Annotated in this window: 11 protein-coding genes and 1 pseudogene; 3 read left to right on the forward strand and 9 right to left on the reverse strand. The window is 72.0% G+C overall.

All coding sequences use genetic code 11. The features are described from left to right. Window positions 1-89: 89 nt before the first annotated feature. The 6 genes from QQS16_RS05090 to QQS16_RS05115 all read right to left on the reverse strand — a co-directional run bounded on the left by QQS16_RS05090 (window position 90) and on the right by QQS16_RS05115 (window position 5,452). Entirely contained in the window at window positions 90-992 is a 903-nt protein-coding gene (locus tag QQS16_RS05090; protein ID WP_286060409.1) for a universal stress protein, read from the reverse strand. A 135-nt stretch (window positions 993-1,127) separates the two neighbouring features. Continuing rightward, window positions 1,128-1,370 (reverse strand): DUF397 domain-containing protein, encoded by a 243-nt coding sequence (locus QQS16_RS05095; RefSeq protein ID WP_286060410.1) that lies wholly within the window; start codon window positions 1,368-1,370, stop codon window positions 1,128-1,130. An 83-nt stretch (window positions 1,371-1,453) separates the two neighbouring features. Then, window positions 1,454-2,620, reverse strand: coding sequence for a thiolase family protein (locus QQS16_RS05100; RefSeq protein ID WP_286060411.1), 1,167 nt, complete (start codon window positions 2,618-2,620; stop codon window positions 1,454-1,456). Beyond that, a complete protein-coding gene (locus QQS16_RS05105) occupies window positions 2,617-3,666 on the reverse strand; it encodes a thiolase family protein (RefSeq protein WP_286060412.1) in 1,050 nt (349 codons plus the stop codon). The genes QQS16_RS05100 and QQS16_RS05105 overlap by 4 nt, the downstream gene beginning before the upstream one ends. Further along, entirely contained in the window at window positions 3,663-4,604 is a 942-nt protein-coding gene (locus QQS16_RS05110; RefSeq protein WP_286060413.1) for a Zn-ribbon domain-containing OB-fold protein, read from the reverse strand. The genes QQS16_RS05105 and QQS16_RS05110 overlap by 4 nt, the downstream gene beginning before the upstream one ends. Before the next feature lie 47 nt (window positions 4,605-4,651). Then, window positions 4,652-5,452: a crotonase/enoyl-CoA hydratase family protein gene (locus tag QQS16_RS05115; RefSeq protein WP_286060414.1), complete on the reverse strand. Its 801-nt coding sequence runs from the start codon at window positions 5,450-5,452 to the stop codon at window positions 4,652-4,654. A gap of 176 nt (window positions 5,453-5,628) precedes the next feature. Here QQS16_RS05115 and QQS16_RS05120 point away from each other — a divergent pair, with 176 nt between their 5' ends. Both QQS16_RS05120 and QQS16_RS05125 read left to right on the forward strand, forming a co-directional pair. Beyond that, window positions 5,629-7,248 carry an acyl-CoA synthetase gene (locus QQS16_RS05120; RefSeq protein ID WP_286060415.1) on the forward strand — a complete coding sequence of 540 codons (1,620 nt, stop codon included), beginning with the start codon at window positions 5,629-5,631 and terminating at the stop codon, window positions 7,246-7,248. 115 nt (window positions 7,249-7,363) lie between these two features. Further along, window positions 7,364-9,343 carry an LTA synthase family protein gene (locus QQS16_RS05125; protein WP_286060416.1) on the forward strand — a complete coding sequence of 660 codons (1,980 nt, stop codon included), beginning with the start codon at window positions 7,364-7,366 and terminating at the stop codon, window positions 9,341-9,343. A gap of 150 nt (window positions 9,344-9,493) precedes the next feature. Here the strand turns inward: QQS16_RS05125 and QQS16_RS05130 are convergent, their stop codons facing one another. Further along, window positions 9,494-10,990: an acyl-CoA synthetase gene (locus tag QQS16_RS05130; protein WP_286060417.1), complete on the reverse strand. Its 1,497-nt coding sequence runs from the start codon at window positions 10,988-10,990 to the stop codon at window positions 9,494-9,496. A gap of 219 nt (window positions 10,991-11,209) precedes the next feature. Here QQS16_RS05130 and QQS16_RS05135 point away from each other — a divergent pair. Further along, window positions 11,210-12,738, forward strand: a pseudogene (locus QQS16_RS05135) (penicillin acylase family protein); the annotation flags it as partial. Window positions 12,739-12,760: 22 nt separating this feature from the next. Here QQS16_RS05135 and QQS16_RS05140 read toward each other — a convergent pair. Together QQS16_RS05140 and QQS16_RS43870 are read right to left on the reverse strand one after the other, a co-directional pair. Then, on the reverse strand, window positions 12,761-13,078 hold the full coding sequence (locus tag QQS16_RS05140; RefSeq protein ID WP_286066569.1) for a nucleoside triphosphate pyrophosphohydrolase family protein: 318 nt from the start codon (window positions 13,076-13,078) through the stop codon (window positions 12,761-12,763). A 184-nt stretch (window positions 13,079-13,262) separates the two neighbouring features. Then, on the reverse strand, window positions 13,263-13,787 hold the full coding sequence (locus QQS16_RS43870) for a hypothetical protein (protein WP_502963763.1): 525 nt from the start codon (window positions 13,785-13,787) through the stop codon (window positions 13,263-13,265). Window positions 13,788-14,266: the final 479 nt, after the last annotated feature.

Here is a 14,266-nt window from a genome sequence, read left to right on the forward strand (position 1 = left end):
CTCCCGGGGCGGGACCGCGCGAACACTGGACCCCGTGGCGGCCCGTCGCCCGGGACTGGCACGGTCTGGTGCCCGTGGGGCCGGGAGGTTCACTCCTCCGGGGGAGCCGGTGGTACCACGGCGACGGGGCTCGCCGCGTGCAGCAGGACGGCGTGGGTGACGGATCCCAGCAGGCGGGCGGGCGCCAGCAGGCGCCGGCGGTGGCGGCCCACGACGACGAGGTCGGCGTCCTTCGAGGCGGCGACGAGATGCCCGGCCGCGTCGCCCGGGGCCACGTACGGCTCGGTCCGGACGTCGGGGTGCCGGGCACGGTGCGGGGCGAGGAAGCCCTCGGCGAGCGTCCGGGTCTCGTTCTCGACGGCGTCCTGGTCGAATACCGGCGGGACGAGTTCGGCGGGCGTCGCCCAGGTCTGCACCGGCCAGGCGTAGGCGGCGACGACCTGGAGGCGTGCGCCGCGCAGGGCGGCCTCGGTGAAGGCGAAGGCGAGCGTGGACTCGTCGGGGCTGTCCACCTGGAGGCCGACGACCACCCGCGGACCGGGTTCGTCCGGCGTCCGGCCGTGCACCTCGCGGCCGGGGCGGGGCACCACGACGGCCGGGCACTCGGCGTCGCGGGCGGCGGCCATCCCGTTGGAGCCGAGCAGCAGACTGGCGAAGCCGCCGCGGCCGCGCGAGCCGAGCACCAACAGCTGGGCGGTCGTGCCGAGTTCGGGCAACAGGGCGGCCGGCGCGCCGTCCAGGCCGAGGTACTCGACGTCCGGCCGGTCCGCCCGCCCGTCCAACCGCGTACGCACCTGGTCGAGCACCGGGTCGTCGCCCACGTCGGGCGGGCCGGCGACCAGCACGTCCGGCCGGGCCCAGGCGGAGTACTGCCGCACATGGACCACCCGCAGCGGCACGGCACGCCGACGGGCGGCGTCCAGAGCCCAGTCCAGGGCGCGCAGACTGTCGTCCGACCCGTCGACCGCCGCGATCACCGGCAGGGTGTCCATGGGTGCCTCATTTCCGGATGTACGACCTTCGCTTCCTGGGGCCAGCCTTGCTCAGGCCGGGGTCCCGGGGCAGCGGCGAAGGCCGCGTGTCCGGAAAAACGCGCGGAACACCGCCGGATCGGTCCGTCCGGCGGATCAGGTGAGGTCGAACTCCCCTTCCCGCGCTCCCGACACGAACGCGCCCCACTCCGCGGGCGTGAAGATCAGGGAAGGGCTCTGCGGGCGGCCGCTGTTGCGCATCGCGATGAATCCCTCGACAAAGGCGATCTGGACATCTCCCAGGCCACGGCTGCTGGAGTGCCATTCGGCGTTGCTGAGGTCCAGCTCGGGCTTGTCCCAGCCCATGAGCGGCTGCTGCTGGATGGTGGTCTCGGCCACGTCCGTGCTCCTCCCGATTGCGTCGTCCGCGGCCAGCCTAGCGACCGGTTGCTGGTGCCAACAGGCCACGTGAGGGGGACCTTTCAGGAGTCGGGTGGCCGCGACCCCACGAGCCACATCGCGAAGAACTGGGATCCGCCGCCGTAGGCGTGCCCGAGCACCCTGCGCGCCCCGTCCACCTGGTGTTCCCCGGCCTGCCCGCGCACCTGGAGTGCCGCCTCGGCGAACCGGATCATGCCGGAGGCGCCGATCGGGTTGGTCGACAGGACACCGCCCGACATGTCGACGGGCAGGTCCCCGTCGAGTTCGGTCACCCCGGACTCGGTGAGTTTCCAGCCCTCGCCCTCGTCGGCGAAGCCGAGGTTCTCCAGCCACATGGGTTCGTACCAGGAGAACGGGACGTACATCTCGACGGCGTCGATCTCCCGGCGCGGGTCGGCGATCCCCGCCTGCCGGTAGACGTCGGCCGCGCAGTCCTTGCCGGCCTGCGGCGACACCGCGTCCTTGCCGGCGAAGAGGGTGGGTTCGCTGCGCATCGCGCCGCCGTGCATCCAGGCCGGGGACCGGGGCGCGCGGGCGGCTCCGGCGCGGTCGGTGAGGATCATCGCGCAGGCGCCGTCGGAGGAGGGGCAGGTCTCCGAGTAGCGGATCGGGTCCCAGAGCATGGGCGAGGCCTGGACCTTCTCCAGGGTGATGTCGTGTTCGTGCAGGTGGGCGTAGGGGTTCTTCAGCGCGTTGCGCCGGTCCTTGTAGGCGACCAGCGAACCGACCGTGTCGGGGGCGCCGCTGCGCCGCATGTACGCGCGTACGTGCGGGGCGAAGAAGCCGCCGGCCCCGGCGAGCAGGGGCTGCTGGAAGGGGATCGGCAGGGACAGGCCCCACATGGCGTTGGACTCGGACTGCTTCTCGAAGGCGAGGGTGAGCACGGTGCCGTGGACCCGGGCGGCGACCAGGTTCGCGGCGACCAGGGCCGTCGATCCGCCGACCGAACCGGCGGTGTGGACCCGGAGCATGGGCTTGCCGACGGCGCCCAGCGCGTCGGCGAGGTACAGCTCCGGCATCATCACGCCCTCGAAGAAGTCGGGCGCCTTGCCGATGACGACGGCGTCGATGTCCGCCCAGGTCAGCTCGGCGTCGTCGAGCGCGCGTCGGGCGGCCTCCCGGACGAGTCCGGCGATCGACACGTCCCGGCGTGCCGCGACGTGCTTGGTCTGGCCGATGCCCACGACGGCCACGGGTTCCTTGCTCATCGCGGATCCCCTTCGAGTACGGCGACCAGGTTCTGTTGCAGGCAGGGGCCGGACGTGGCGTGTCCGAGGGCCCGGTCGGACTCCCCCCGGTGGATGGCCGCGGCGGCCTCGCCGACGCGGATGAGCCCGGCGGCCATGATCGGGTGGGCGGCGAGCGCGCCCCCGGACGGATTGACGCGCACATCGCCGTCCAGCCGCAGCGCCTTGCGCAGGACGATCTCCTGGGCGGAGAAGGGCGCGTGCAGTTCGGCCGTGTCGACGGGCCGCTCGAAGGCACCGGCTCTCTCGGCCGCCAGCCGGGTGGAGGGGGAGTCGGTCAGGTCCCGCACGCCCAGGCCGTGCGCCTCGATGCGGTGGTCGATGCCGCGGATCCAGGCGGGCCGCGCGCACAGCTCCCGGGCCCGGTCCCCGGCCGCGAGGATCACGGCGGCGGCGCCGTCGCCGATGGGCGGGCAGTCGCCGGTGCGCAGGGGACGTACGACGTACTCCCCCGGTGGCACCGGGCCCCGCAGCTGGGCGTGGGGGTTGGCGGTGGCGGCCTCGCGGCTGCGGGCGGCCACGGCGGCCAGCGCGGGTTCGTCCGTGTCGCCCGCGTCGATGAGCGCCTGTGCCTGGAGGGCGGCGAGGGCGACGGAGTCGGGCCACAGGGGGGCCACGTAGTACGGGTCGAGCTGCCGGGTCAGGACGTCGCGCACGGGGCCGGGCGACGACTTGCCGTAGGAGTACACGAGTGCGGTGTCGGCGTCGCCGGTGAGCAGCTTGGTCCACGCCTCGTACAGGGCCCAGGCCCCGTCCATCTCGACGTGCGACTCGGAGATCGGCGGCCACGCGCCCACCCCGTCGAGGGCGAGGGTGAAGGAGAAGGCGCGGCCGGCGAGGTAGTCGCTGGAGCCGGAGCAGGTGAAGTCGATGTCCGGGGTCTTCAGGCCGGTCCGGGCGAGTACGTCGTGCAGGACCGGCATGAGCATCTCGACCTCGGAGAACTCCTCGCTGGTGCGCCGGTGATCGGTCTGGCCGAAGGCCACCACGGCGATCTCGCGCGTCACAGCAGCTCCTTGAAGGTGTCGTACTCCGCGTCCGGTTCTCCGGTCGGCCGGTAGTGGTCGGGGTGGCGGCCGTCCTGCGTCCACACCGGTTCGACGCGCAGGCCCAGGCGCACCTGGTCGTAGGGGATGCCGCCGATCCGGCCGTGCAGGGCGAGGTCCGCCCCGTCGAGGGCGATGTGGGCGTACACGTACGGCACCTCGATGTCGAGGTTCTTCGCCTTGATGTTGACGATGCAGAAGGTGGTGACCGTGCCGCGCGGACCCACTTCCACCTGTTCCGATGTGGCCACGCCACAGGTGGGGCAGGCGCCCCTCGGCGGGACGTACACCTTGCGGCAGGACGGGCACCGCTCGCCGACCATGCGCCGGTCGCCGAGCGCGTGGATGAAGGCGGACTGGGCGCGGCCGGGCGAGTAGGTGTAGTCGAGGCGGGCCGGGGCGACGATGCCGGTGACCGGGTCCGCGAACGTGCCGGTGCTGCCGGTGAGTTCGGCGGTCCCGCCGTCGTACGGTTCGAAGCAGGCGATGTCCGTGATGGCGCCCGCGCGTTCGCCGGCCCAGCGGACGCGGACGCGCATGCCGGTGTGCACGGCGTCGGGGCCGGGGGCGTCGAGGGCGTGCAGGAGGGCGGTGTCGGCGCCGTCGAGGCGGACCAGGGCCCAGGCGAACGGGGTCGACAGGGGCTGGCCGCGGCGGGGGGCGTGGTTCCAGGCCCAGGTGGTGACCGTGCCGGTGGGGGCGACCTCGACGAGGTCGCGGATCTCCTCGGCGGTGACCGGGTCGTACTCGACGGGCGGGACGAGGACGCGGCCGTCGCCGGTGCGCACGCCGAGGACGACGCGTTCACGCAGGCCGGTGAGGAAGGCGCTCTGGACGGGGCTGAGGGAGCGGGTGAAGGGGAACTCGACGACGAGCGGCGCTTGGAGGACTTCGGGCATCCCGGATGTCTCCTTCCGAGGGAGGGGCGGGCGCGTCCGGGAAAGGGTCAGGCGCGCTTGTACTCGGGGGGCCGTTTCTCCGCGAAGGCGCGGGCGCCCTCCTTGGCGTCGGCGGTGTCGAAGACGGGCCAGCCGCGTTCGAGTTCGGCGGCGAGTCCCTCGGCCTCGGTCATCTCCGCGGTCTCGTACACCGAGGCCTTGACGGCCTCGACGGCGAGCGGGCCGCAGGCGTTGACCTGCTCGGCGATCTCCAGGGCCTTGGTGAGCGCGGTGCCGTCGGGGACCACATGCCCGATCAGGCCGATGTCCGCCGCCTCACGGGCGCTGTAGGGGCGGCCGGTGAGCAGCATCTCCAGGGCGTGGGTGCGCGGGATCTGGCGTTGCAGCCGGACCGTGGAGCCGCCGATCGGGAACAGGCCGCGCCTGACCTCGAACAGGCCGAAGGTCGCGGACTCGCCCGCGACCCGGATGTCGGTGCCCTGGAGGATCTCGGTGCCGCCGGCGACGCAGTACCCCTCGACGGCGGCGATCACCGGTTTGCGGGGGCGGTGGTGGCGCAGCATCGCCTTCCAGTGCAGGTCGGGGTCGGCCTTGAGGCGGTCCCGGAGGTGCTCGCCCGCCATGCCCTGGCCGGCCAGGGCCTTGAGGTCCATGCCGGCGCAGAACGCGCCGCCGGCGCCGGTGAGCACGATCGAGCGGACCTCGTCGTCGGCGTCGGCCGCCAGCCAGCCGTCGTACAGGCCGACCAGCATGGACAGCGAGAGCGCGTTCCTGGCGTCGGGTCTGTTGAGCGTGAGTACCAGTGTGGCGCCTTCGCGTCGCACGGTGAGGTGTTCCGTCCCAGCCATGGGCCATCTCCCCTCTGACAGAACGAGAACAGGTTGCAGGAGGCGGCGGGGCACTTCAAGGGTTTTCTGACAGTCAGTCAGATTTCTTCGGCGCGGACCCTTCCCACTTGCGGCGCCCTTTGCTCTGATGACCGGCAACCGTTGGGGAGCCAGGCCGTCCTAGGTCAGGAGGAGCGGTGGAGTACAACCTTGCCGACCTGTTCGAGTCGGTCGTCGACGTGGTCCCGGACCGCGAGGCGCTCGTGTACATCGACCATCCGGGCACGGGCGCGGAGCGCCGGCTGACGTACGCGGAGCTGGACGCGGCGGCCAACCGCGTCGGCCACCATCTCCTCGGCAGCGGCCTGCGTCCCGGCGAGCACGTCGGGCTGCACCTCTACAACGGGATCGAGTACCTCCAGACCGTGCTCGGCTGCCTGAAGGCGCGACTGGTACCGGTCAACGTCAACTACCGGTATGTAGAGGAGGAGTTGGTCTATCTCTACCGGGACGCCGATCTGGCGGGCCTGGTCTTCGACGCGGAGTTCACGGACCGGGTGGCGGCGACGCTGCCGCACACGGACGCGCTGCGGCACCTGGTGCGGGTCGGGGTCCCGGCTCCCGGGGCGGCCGAGGTGGCCGCCGTGGACTTCGCGCGGGCCGAGAGCGCCGGGTCCCCGGAGCGCGGGTTCGCGCCCCGCTCGGGCGACGACCTGTTCATCATCTACACCGGCGGCACCACCGGGATGCCCAAGGGGGTGATGTGGCGCCAGGAGGACCTGTTCTTCTCGGGGCTCGGCGGTGGCGCGCCGACGGGTGAACCGGTGAAGAAGCCGGAGGAGCTGGCCGAGCGGGTCGCGGCCGGCGGCGCGGGGATCACCTTCCTCCCCGCTCCCCCGCTGATGCACGGCACGTCCACGCTGACGGCGTTCATCGGCTTCTACTTCGGCCAGCGGGTGGTGCTGCACCGCAAGTTCGTGCCCGAGGAGGTGCTGCGGACCATCGAGAAGGAGAAGGTCACCAGCATGTCGCTGGTGGGCGACGCGATGCTGCGCCCGTTGATCGACGCGCTCGAAGGCCCGCTCAAGGGCACCGACATGTCGTCGATGTTCAGTGTGTCGTCCTCGGGGGCGATCATGTCGGACACGGTGCGCCGGCAGTTCCGGGCGCTGGTCCCGAACGTGATGCTCCTCGACAACTTCGGTTCCTCCGAGTCGGGCTTCAACGGGACGGCCACGGAGGACTCCGGCCCCGAGCGGGGCTTCCGCATCCGGGTCAACGCCCGTACCCAGGTGGTCGATCCGGCCACGTACGAGCCGGTCGCCGCCGGTGAGGTGGGGCGTGTCGCGCAGCGCGGCCGGGTGCCGCTCGGCTACTACAACGACCCGCGCAAGACCGCCGAGACCTTCTTCGAGAAGGACGGCGAGCGGTGGGTGCTGCTCGGCGACATGGCCACCGTCGACGAGGAGGGCGTGGTGACCGTGCTCGGCAGGGGCTCGCAGTGCATCAACACGGGCGGCGAGAAGGTGTATCCGGAGGAGGTCGAGCAGGCGCTCAAGTCCCATCCGGACGTCTACGACGCATTGGTGGCCGGCGTGCCGGACCCGAAGTGGGGCCACCGGGTGGCGGCCGTGGTGCAGGTGCGGGCGGGCGCGGCACCGCCGTCCCTGGAGGACGTCCAGGCGCACTGCCGTTCCCGGCTGGCCGGCTACAAGATCCCGCGCCGGCTGGTGATCACGGAGGCGCTCCGGCGGTCGCCCAGCGGCAAGGCGGACTACCGGTGGGCCCGGGAGACGGCGGCGGCCGCGGACGGGTGAATCACCCCCGCGTGATTGAACCGAACGTGACGTGCGAACGTACGGGGTGGTGGCAGGCTCGGCCCCCGGGCCCTGTTTGCCATGTCATCGCACGACCGCACGGAAGGACCGCCGGGTGTCGCTCTTCACTCGTTCCCGCCAACTGCCCGACGCCGAGGGCGAGGCGGTCCCGGTCGGCGGCGACACCGCTGCCACCGCCGCGGCGGGCGGGACGAGCAAGGCCGAGGCGGCGGGCGACGACTCCGACAGGGCGGAGGAGGCGGCCGCGGAGCCGGACGAAGCCGCACCGGCCGAGGCCACCGGGGACACGGCCGAGGACAAGAGGGCGGGAGCACCGGCCGGCGAGGAGGAGGCAGCCGCGCCACAGGAGCCGGAAGACACCACCGTCGAGCCGGCGGAAGCGGCGACCGAGGACCGGCCCGACCCCGCCGAGCCCGTCGACTCCCCGAAACCCGGCTGGTTCGGATGGCGCCGCCGCTGTCCCGGCGCCGCTCGCGGTGTGGCCGTGGGAACGAGCGTGCTGGCCGGTGCGGTGGTGCTCGCCGCGCTGCTCCTGCCCAACCGGATCGACCGGATCTCGCTGCTCTCCTTCCTCCGCATGCCGGTCGAGGGGATCGTCCTGGCGTGCTTGCTGCTCGCGCTCCCCGGGAAACCGCGCCGGATCGCAGCCGTCGCCTCAGGTGTCTTCCTCGGACTGTTCACCGTCCTGAAGTTCCTGGACATGGGCTTCACCCAGTTCCTGGCCCGCCCGTTCGACCTCGTCTTCGACTGGATCCTGCTGGACGACGCCATGGACTTCGTCAGGGAGTCGTTCGGCCGCTCGGGCGAGGTGCTCGCGGTGGCCGGGGTGATCGTCCTGCTGATCGCCGTCCTCGCACTGAGCACGCTCTCGGTGGTCCGGCTGACGAACCTGATGGCCCGGCACCGTCCGGCGGCCGTCCGCAGCGTCCTCGTCCTCGGCACCGTGTGGGTCACCTGCTTCACGCTCGGCGTGCAGGTCGGGGGAGTCACGATCGCGACCAAGGGCAACACCGAGTTCCTCGCCAACCGTGTGCAGAACGTGCGCAACGGCCTGGGCGACGCCAAGGTCTTCGAGAAGCAGGCCGCCGCCGACGCGTTCGCCGCCACCCCGCCCGACCAGCTGCTCACCGGGCTGCGCGGCAAGGACGTCCTGTTCACCTTCATCGAGAGCTACGGCCGGGTCGCCCTCGACGACCCGGCGATGGCGCCGGAGATGGACGCGACCCTGAAGGAGGGCACGAGCCGGCTCGAGGCGGCCGGCTTCCAGTCGCGCAGCGCCTGGCTCAGGTCGCCGGTGACGGGCGCGGGCAGCTGGCTGGCCCACTCGACGTTCCTTTCCGGCCTGTGGGTCAAGAACCAGCAGCGTTACCGGAGCCTGACGACCGGCGACCGCGAGACCCTCACCAGTTACTTCCAGAAGACCGGCGCCTGGCGCACGGTGGGCATCATGCCGGGGGTCCGCAAGGCCTGGCCCGAGGGCGAGTACTTCGGCCTCGACCACATCTACGACTCCGAGAAACTGGGCTACCACGGCCCCTACTTCAGCTGGACGCCCGTACCGGACCAGTTCAGCATGGAGGCCTTCCAGCGCCTGGAGCACGGCAGGAAGAACCGCGACCCGATCATGGCGGAGATCATCCTGGCCTCCAGCCACAGCCCCTGGTCCCCCATCGCCCGCATGGTCGACTGGGACGACCTCGGCGACGGCTCCGTGTTCCACGAGATCAAGAAGGAGGGCACGGACCCCAAGAAGGTCTGGCAGGACCCGGAGCGCGTGCGCACCGAGTACCGGCACGCCGTCGAGTACTCCCTGGACAGCCTGACCGAGTGGGTCGAGCGCTACGGCGACGAGAACACGGTCCTCGTCTTTCTCGGGGACCACCAGCCGGTGCCCACCGTCACCGCGGGCGACACCAGCAAGGACGTGCCCGTGACGATCGTCGCGCACGACCAGAAGGTGCTGGACCGGATCTCCGACTGGGGCTGGACGCCGGGGCTCAGGCCCGCCGAGGACGCTCCGCAGTGGGGCATGGACAAGTTCCGCGACCGCTTCATGACGGCGTACGCGAAATAGGGGGACCGGGACGCGGTCGCCCGGGCCCTCACGGCGGCCCTGACGGAGCCCGTCGGCGTGCCGGTCACCGTCGGGAACGTCGCCCCAAAGTCGCCGGAGCGGTCCAGGGACGGGATCGGGCGGGGCGAGGACCGCGTCCGCGGCGACCGGTCAGGCGCCGAAGCGGTCCCTCAGCTCCCGCTTGAGGATCTTCCCGCTCGCGTTGCGTGGCAGTTCGTCCACGAACACCACCCGCTTCGGTGCCTTAAAGTGGGCGAGCTTCTCGCGGGCGTGGGCGATCAGTTCCGCCTCGTCCGCCGCGCCGCGCGGGACGACGACCGCCGTGACCGCCTCGATCCAGCGGTCGTCGGGCAGGCCGATCACGGCGACCTCGGCGACGGACTCGTGGGTGTACAGCGCGTCCTCGACCTGGCGCGAGGGGATCAGTACGCCGCCCGAGTTGATGACGTCCTTCACCCGGTCGACGATGGTGAAGTAGCCGTGGGCGTCGCGCACCGCGAGGTCGCCGGAGTGGAACCAGCCGTCGCGGAAGGCCTCGGCGGTCTCCTCGGGCTTGTCCCAGTAGCCCTCGCACAACTGCGGGGAGCGGTAGACGACTTCGCCGGGCGTGCCGTCGGGCACGTCGTTGCCGTCCTCGTCGACCACGCGCGCGTCGACGAAGAGGACGGGCCGGCCGCAGGAGCCCATCCGCCCCTTGTGCTCGTCGGGCGCCAGGACGGTGGCGAGCGGGCCGATCTCGCTCTGGCCGAAGCAGTTGTAGAAGGCGAGCTTCGGAAGCCGTTCGCGCAGACGCTCGAGGACGGGCACCGGCATGATCGACGCCCCGTAGTACGCCTTGCGCAGCCCGCCGAGGTCGCGGGTGGTGAAGTCGGGGCGCTGGGACAGGGCGATCCAGACCGTGGGCGGGGCGAACAGGCTGTCCGCCCGTCCGGCCTCGATCAGGTCGAGGAGCCGGTCCCCGTCCGGCGCGTCGAGGATGAGGTTGGTGGCGCCGACCGCGAGGTACGGCAGCAGGAACACGTGCATCTGCGCCGAGTGGTAGAGCGGCAGCGAGTGCACCGGGCGGTCGCCCGCGCTGAGGTCGAGCGCGGTGATGGCGCTCAGGTACTCGTGCACCAGGGCGCGATGGGTCATCATCGCGCCCTTCGGCAGGGCCGTCGTGCCCGAGGTGTAGAGCAGCTGGACCAGATCCTCGCTGCGCGCCTCGGGGCCGTCGTACGCGGGTGTGGAGGGCAGGCGTGCCAGCAGGGAGTCGTCGCTGTCGCGCAGGGCCAGCGTACGGACACCGGCGGGGAGCCGGCCGGCGAGGTCCGGGTCCGCGAGGACCAGGGAGCTGCCGGACTGGCCGACGACGTACGCGAGGTCGTCGCCGGTCAGGTTCTGGTTGACCGGCACGTGGACCAGGCCCGCCCGGGCGCAGGCGAGGAAGCCGATCAGGTACGCGTCCGAGTTGTGGCCGTACGCGCCGACCCGGTCGCCCCGGGAGAGCCCCTGGCCCAGCAGCAGGCTCGCCGCGCGGGAGACGGCCTCGTCGAGTTCCTCGTACGTCCAGGCGCGGTCGGCGTACTCCACCGCCACGCGCGCCGGGGTGCGCCGGGCGCTGCGGCGCAGCACCCCGTCGACCGTGCTGCCGTGTCCAGGCGTCATGACACATGATCCTCGGCCCGCCGCGGGAGGAGGTCAAGCGCGGCGAGGGTTCCGGGCGACGGGAAGGGATCCGGGCGACGCGAGAGGGATCCGGGCCGACCCGAGAGGCTTGGCGGCATCACACGGCGCCTCCAAGGCGGCGCGCACCGGTGGGGCCCGCGGGCACATACCCGTTGGTACGCTCAACCGCTCCTTCCCTCAAGGACGTTGGGAGGCACGATGCGCACCCGCCTGAGACGCTTCGCCGTCACGGCCGTCGCCCTGCTCACCGCCACCACCGCGCTGCCGTCGGCCGCGGCGCAGAGCCGGGACCGGCCGCACCACCATCCGTCCCACGGCGGCCTGTCCGCCGTCATCCGCTACACCGAGTACGGCATCCCGCACATCGTCGCCAAGGACTACGCGAACCTCGGGTTCGGAACCGGCTGGGCGCAGGCCACCGATCAGGTGTGCACGCTCGCCGACGGCTTCGTGACCGTGCGCGGCGAGCGTTCGCGGTACTTCGGACCCGACGCGGCACCCGACTCCTCGCTGTCCTCGGCCGCGCGGAACCTCTCCAGCGACCAGTACTTCCGCGGGGTGCGGGAGTCCGGCACGGTGGAGAAGCTGCTCGCGGAACCGGCGCCGCGCGGCCCCAGCCGTCAGGCGAAGGAGCTGATGCGGGGCTTCGCGGCGGGATACAACGCCTGGCTGAAGCAGAACCGGATCACCGACCCGGCGTGCCGGGGTGCCGCCTGGGTGCGTCCCGTGACGGCGCTCGACGTGGCCGCGCGCTCCTTCGCGCTCGCCGTGCTCGGCGGTCAGGGCCGCGCGATGGAGGGCATCACGGCGGCCGGGCCGCCCACCTCCGCGACGGCGCCGGCCGCGCCGCCCGACGCCCGGGACACCGCCCGAGCCGCCCGGGAGCTCTTCGCCGCGGACTCCGCCGACATGGGCTCCAACGCCGTCGCGTTCAGCGGCGCAACGACCGCGAACGGGCGCGGGCTGCTGCTGGGCAATCCGCACTACCCCTGGCAGGGCGGGCGTCGCTTCTGGCAGTCGCAGCAGACCATCCCCGGCGAGCTGAACGTGGCCGGCGGTTCACTGCTCGGCTCCCCGACGGTGTCCATAGGGCACACCGCACATGTGGCCTGGAGCCACACCGTCGCGACCGGTGTCACCCTCAACCTCCACCAGCTGACCCTGGATCCGGCCGACCCGACCACGTACCTGGTGGACGGCGTCCCGCAGCGGATGACCCGGCGCACGGTCACCGTGCCGGTGCGGGGCGGCGCCCCGGTGACCCGGACGCAGTGGTGGACGCGGTACGGCCCCGTGGTCACCTCGCTCGGTTCCTCGCTGCCGCTGCCCTGGACGGCCACGACGGCGTACGCGCTGGGCGACCCCAACGCCGCGAACCTGCGGGGCGCGGACACCTCGCTGGGCTTCGCCAGGGCGCGCGGCACGGACGGCGTCCTCGGCTCGCTCCGCCGTACGCAGGGCCTGCCCTGGGTGAACACGGTCGCCGCCGACGCCGCCGGCCACACGCTGTTCACGCAGTCCCAGGTGCTCCCCCGGGTCACCGACGAACTGGCGCGGCGCTGCTCCACCCCCTGGGCCAGGTCACCTACCCCGCCGCGGGGGTCGCGGTGCTCGACGGCTCGCGCGGCGACTGCGCGCTCGGCAGCGACCCCGACGCCGTCCAGCCGGGGATCCTCGGGCCCGCGAGGATGCCGGTCCTCACGGACGCCCCGTACGCGGAGAACTCCAAGACCATGATCAAGGCATGTTTTATGTGCGTCGCTGACCTGCCGGGAGACCCCGCTCGACCAGTCTAGGCCGCGACCCTCTCCACGAGAACCGCAGCCACTCTTCCATCGAGTCCCAGGCATCGCCCGTGAGGTCGTCCGGCGCGCGGTTCTGGAACTGATGCTCCACCACGACCGTGCCGGTCCCGCTCACGGTGTCCAGTGCGACCGCGGCCGTCATGATGATCTCCGCGAGTTCCTTCGACACGCCCCCGGGTGAGGCGCCCTTCCGCGGGTTGGCGCCGAGCGCTCCGTGAAGGGCCTCCGCGACCTCGCCCAGCTCCTGACTGATCTTGAGCACACGCACCGGCTCCGCCGCACGCCGCCCATCCCCTCAAGGCCCCTCCCCCAGACCGGTTCACGGACGCTCCTCCGCGTCGACCCCGCTCGGCAGGTCGACGGCGACGACGACGGCCCGCGACCGCCCGGCCGCGGCGGCGCGACGCCATTGGGCCGCCGATCGGGCGGTGCGACCGCCGATGCGTTCACCGGGTCGGCCGGAGCCGTCTCGTGCGGTGCAGCGACGATGTCCTCGTCGGCCAGTCATATCCCGGCGAAGCACTGGGCAGGCCGGTCGGCCTGGAAGAAATCGGCATGGTGTGGTCGGGCAGGCTCCGTGGGACGGGCCAGCGCGGCCGTACGCCTCGACGGCACCAGTTCGCGACCGAGGTATGCGTGTAGTCGACGCCCATCCCTTGTGACAGGCAGATCTCGTTCAGACGGTGGGCGAGTCTCTTGTGACTGATCCCTGACGCGGTGATCAGGCTCTCCAGCCGGACGTTCTCCCGGCGCCTGGAAGTGCTCGCTGTCGTAACGTCCGCCACGTCCGCCACTCTCCTCCTGGGGCCGACCGGTACCTGAACTCCAGCGTAGCTGTGGGGGGTTGGCGTGAGCAGCCGTCGCGATTTATGAGCCCTCCCTGTGAGTCCTCCCCCCGCCTGCCCGGCTCTGATCTGCTGATCGGAGGCTACGGAAAGGGGGTGCTCGAATGACCGGAACCCGAAGTTCACGCAATGGTGTGAAGCGAAACAGGAGGCGGCAATTCACTCGTTCGGCACGGTGGTTGGCTCATACGGCCCGGTGGCTCGCCACTCTATTGTGCGCCTACCTCCCCGTGACGCAGGAGATGACTTTCCTCCCCCAGGTATTGGTCAACGTTCTGTCCCTCCTCACTGTGCTGCTCATGCTGCTCCCCACCAATACAAACCACTCGCGGGACAAGCAGCACGTGGCCGGCCGCCGACGGCGCGTCCACCGGATTCGGGTACGCGGTGCTGTGCGCCGTCGGTCAGGTACCGGTCTCCGTTCAAGGTGACTACTCACGGGGTTGTGTGACCTCCGGCTCAAGCGCCGCTCGGCAGCCTCGCGCCGACGCCGGCGCTCCGCGCCCGCCTTCCGTCGTCTGCAGCTTGTTGCCGCTCAGGCTCGCGTTGCAGGTCCTCGGCCTGGTGAAGGCCGGTGGCAAGCAGTGCACCGACTCCACTCGGGT

The organism is Streptomyces sp. ALI-76-A, assembly GCF_030287445.1.
Taxonomy (GTDB): Bacteria; Actinomycetota; Actinomycetes; order Streptomycetales; family Streptomycetaceae; genus Streptomyces.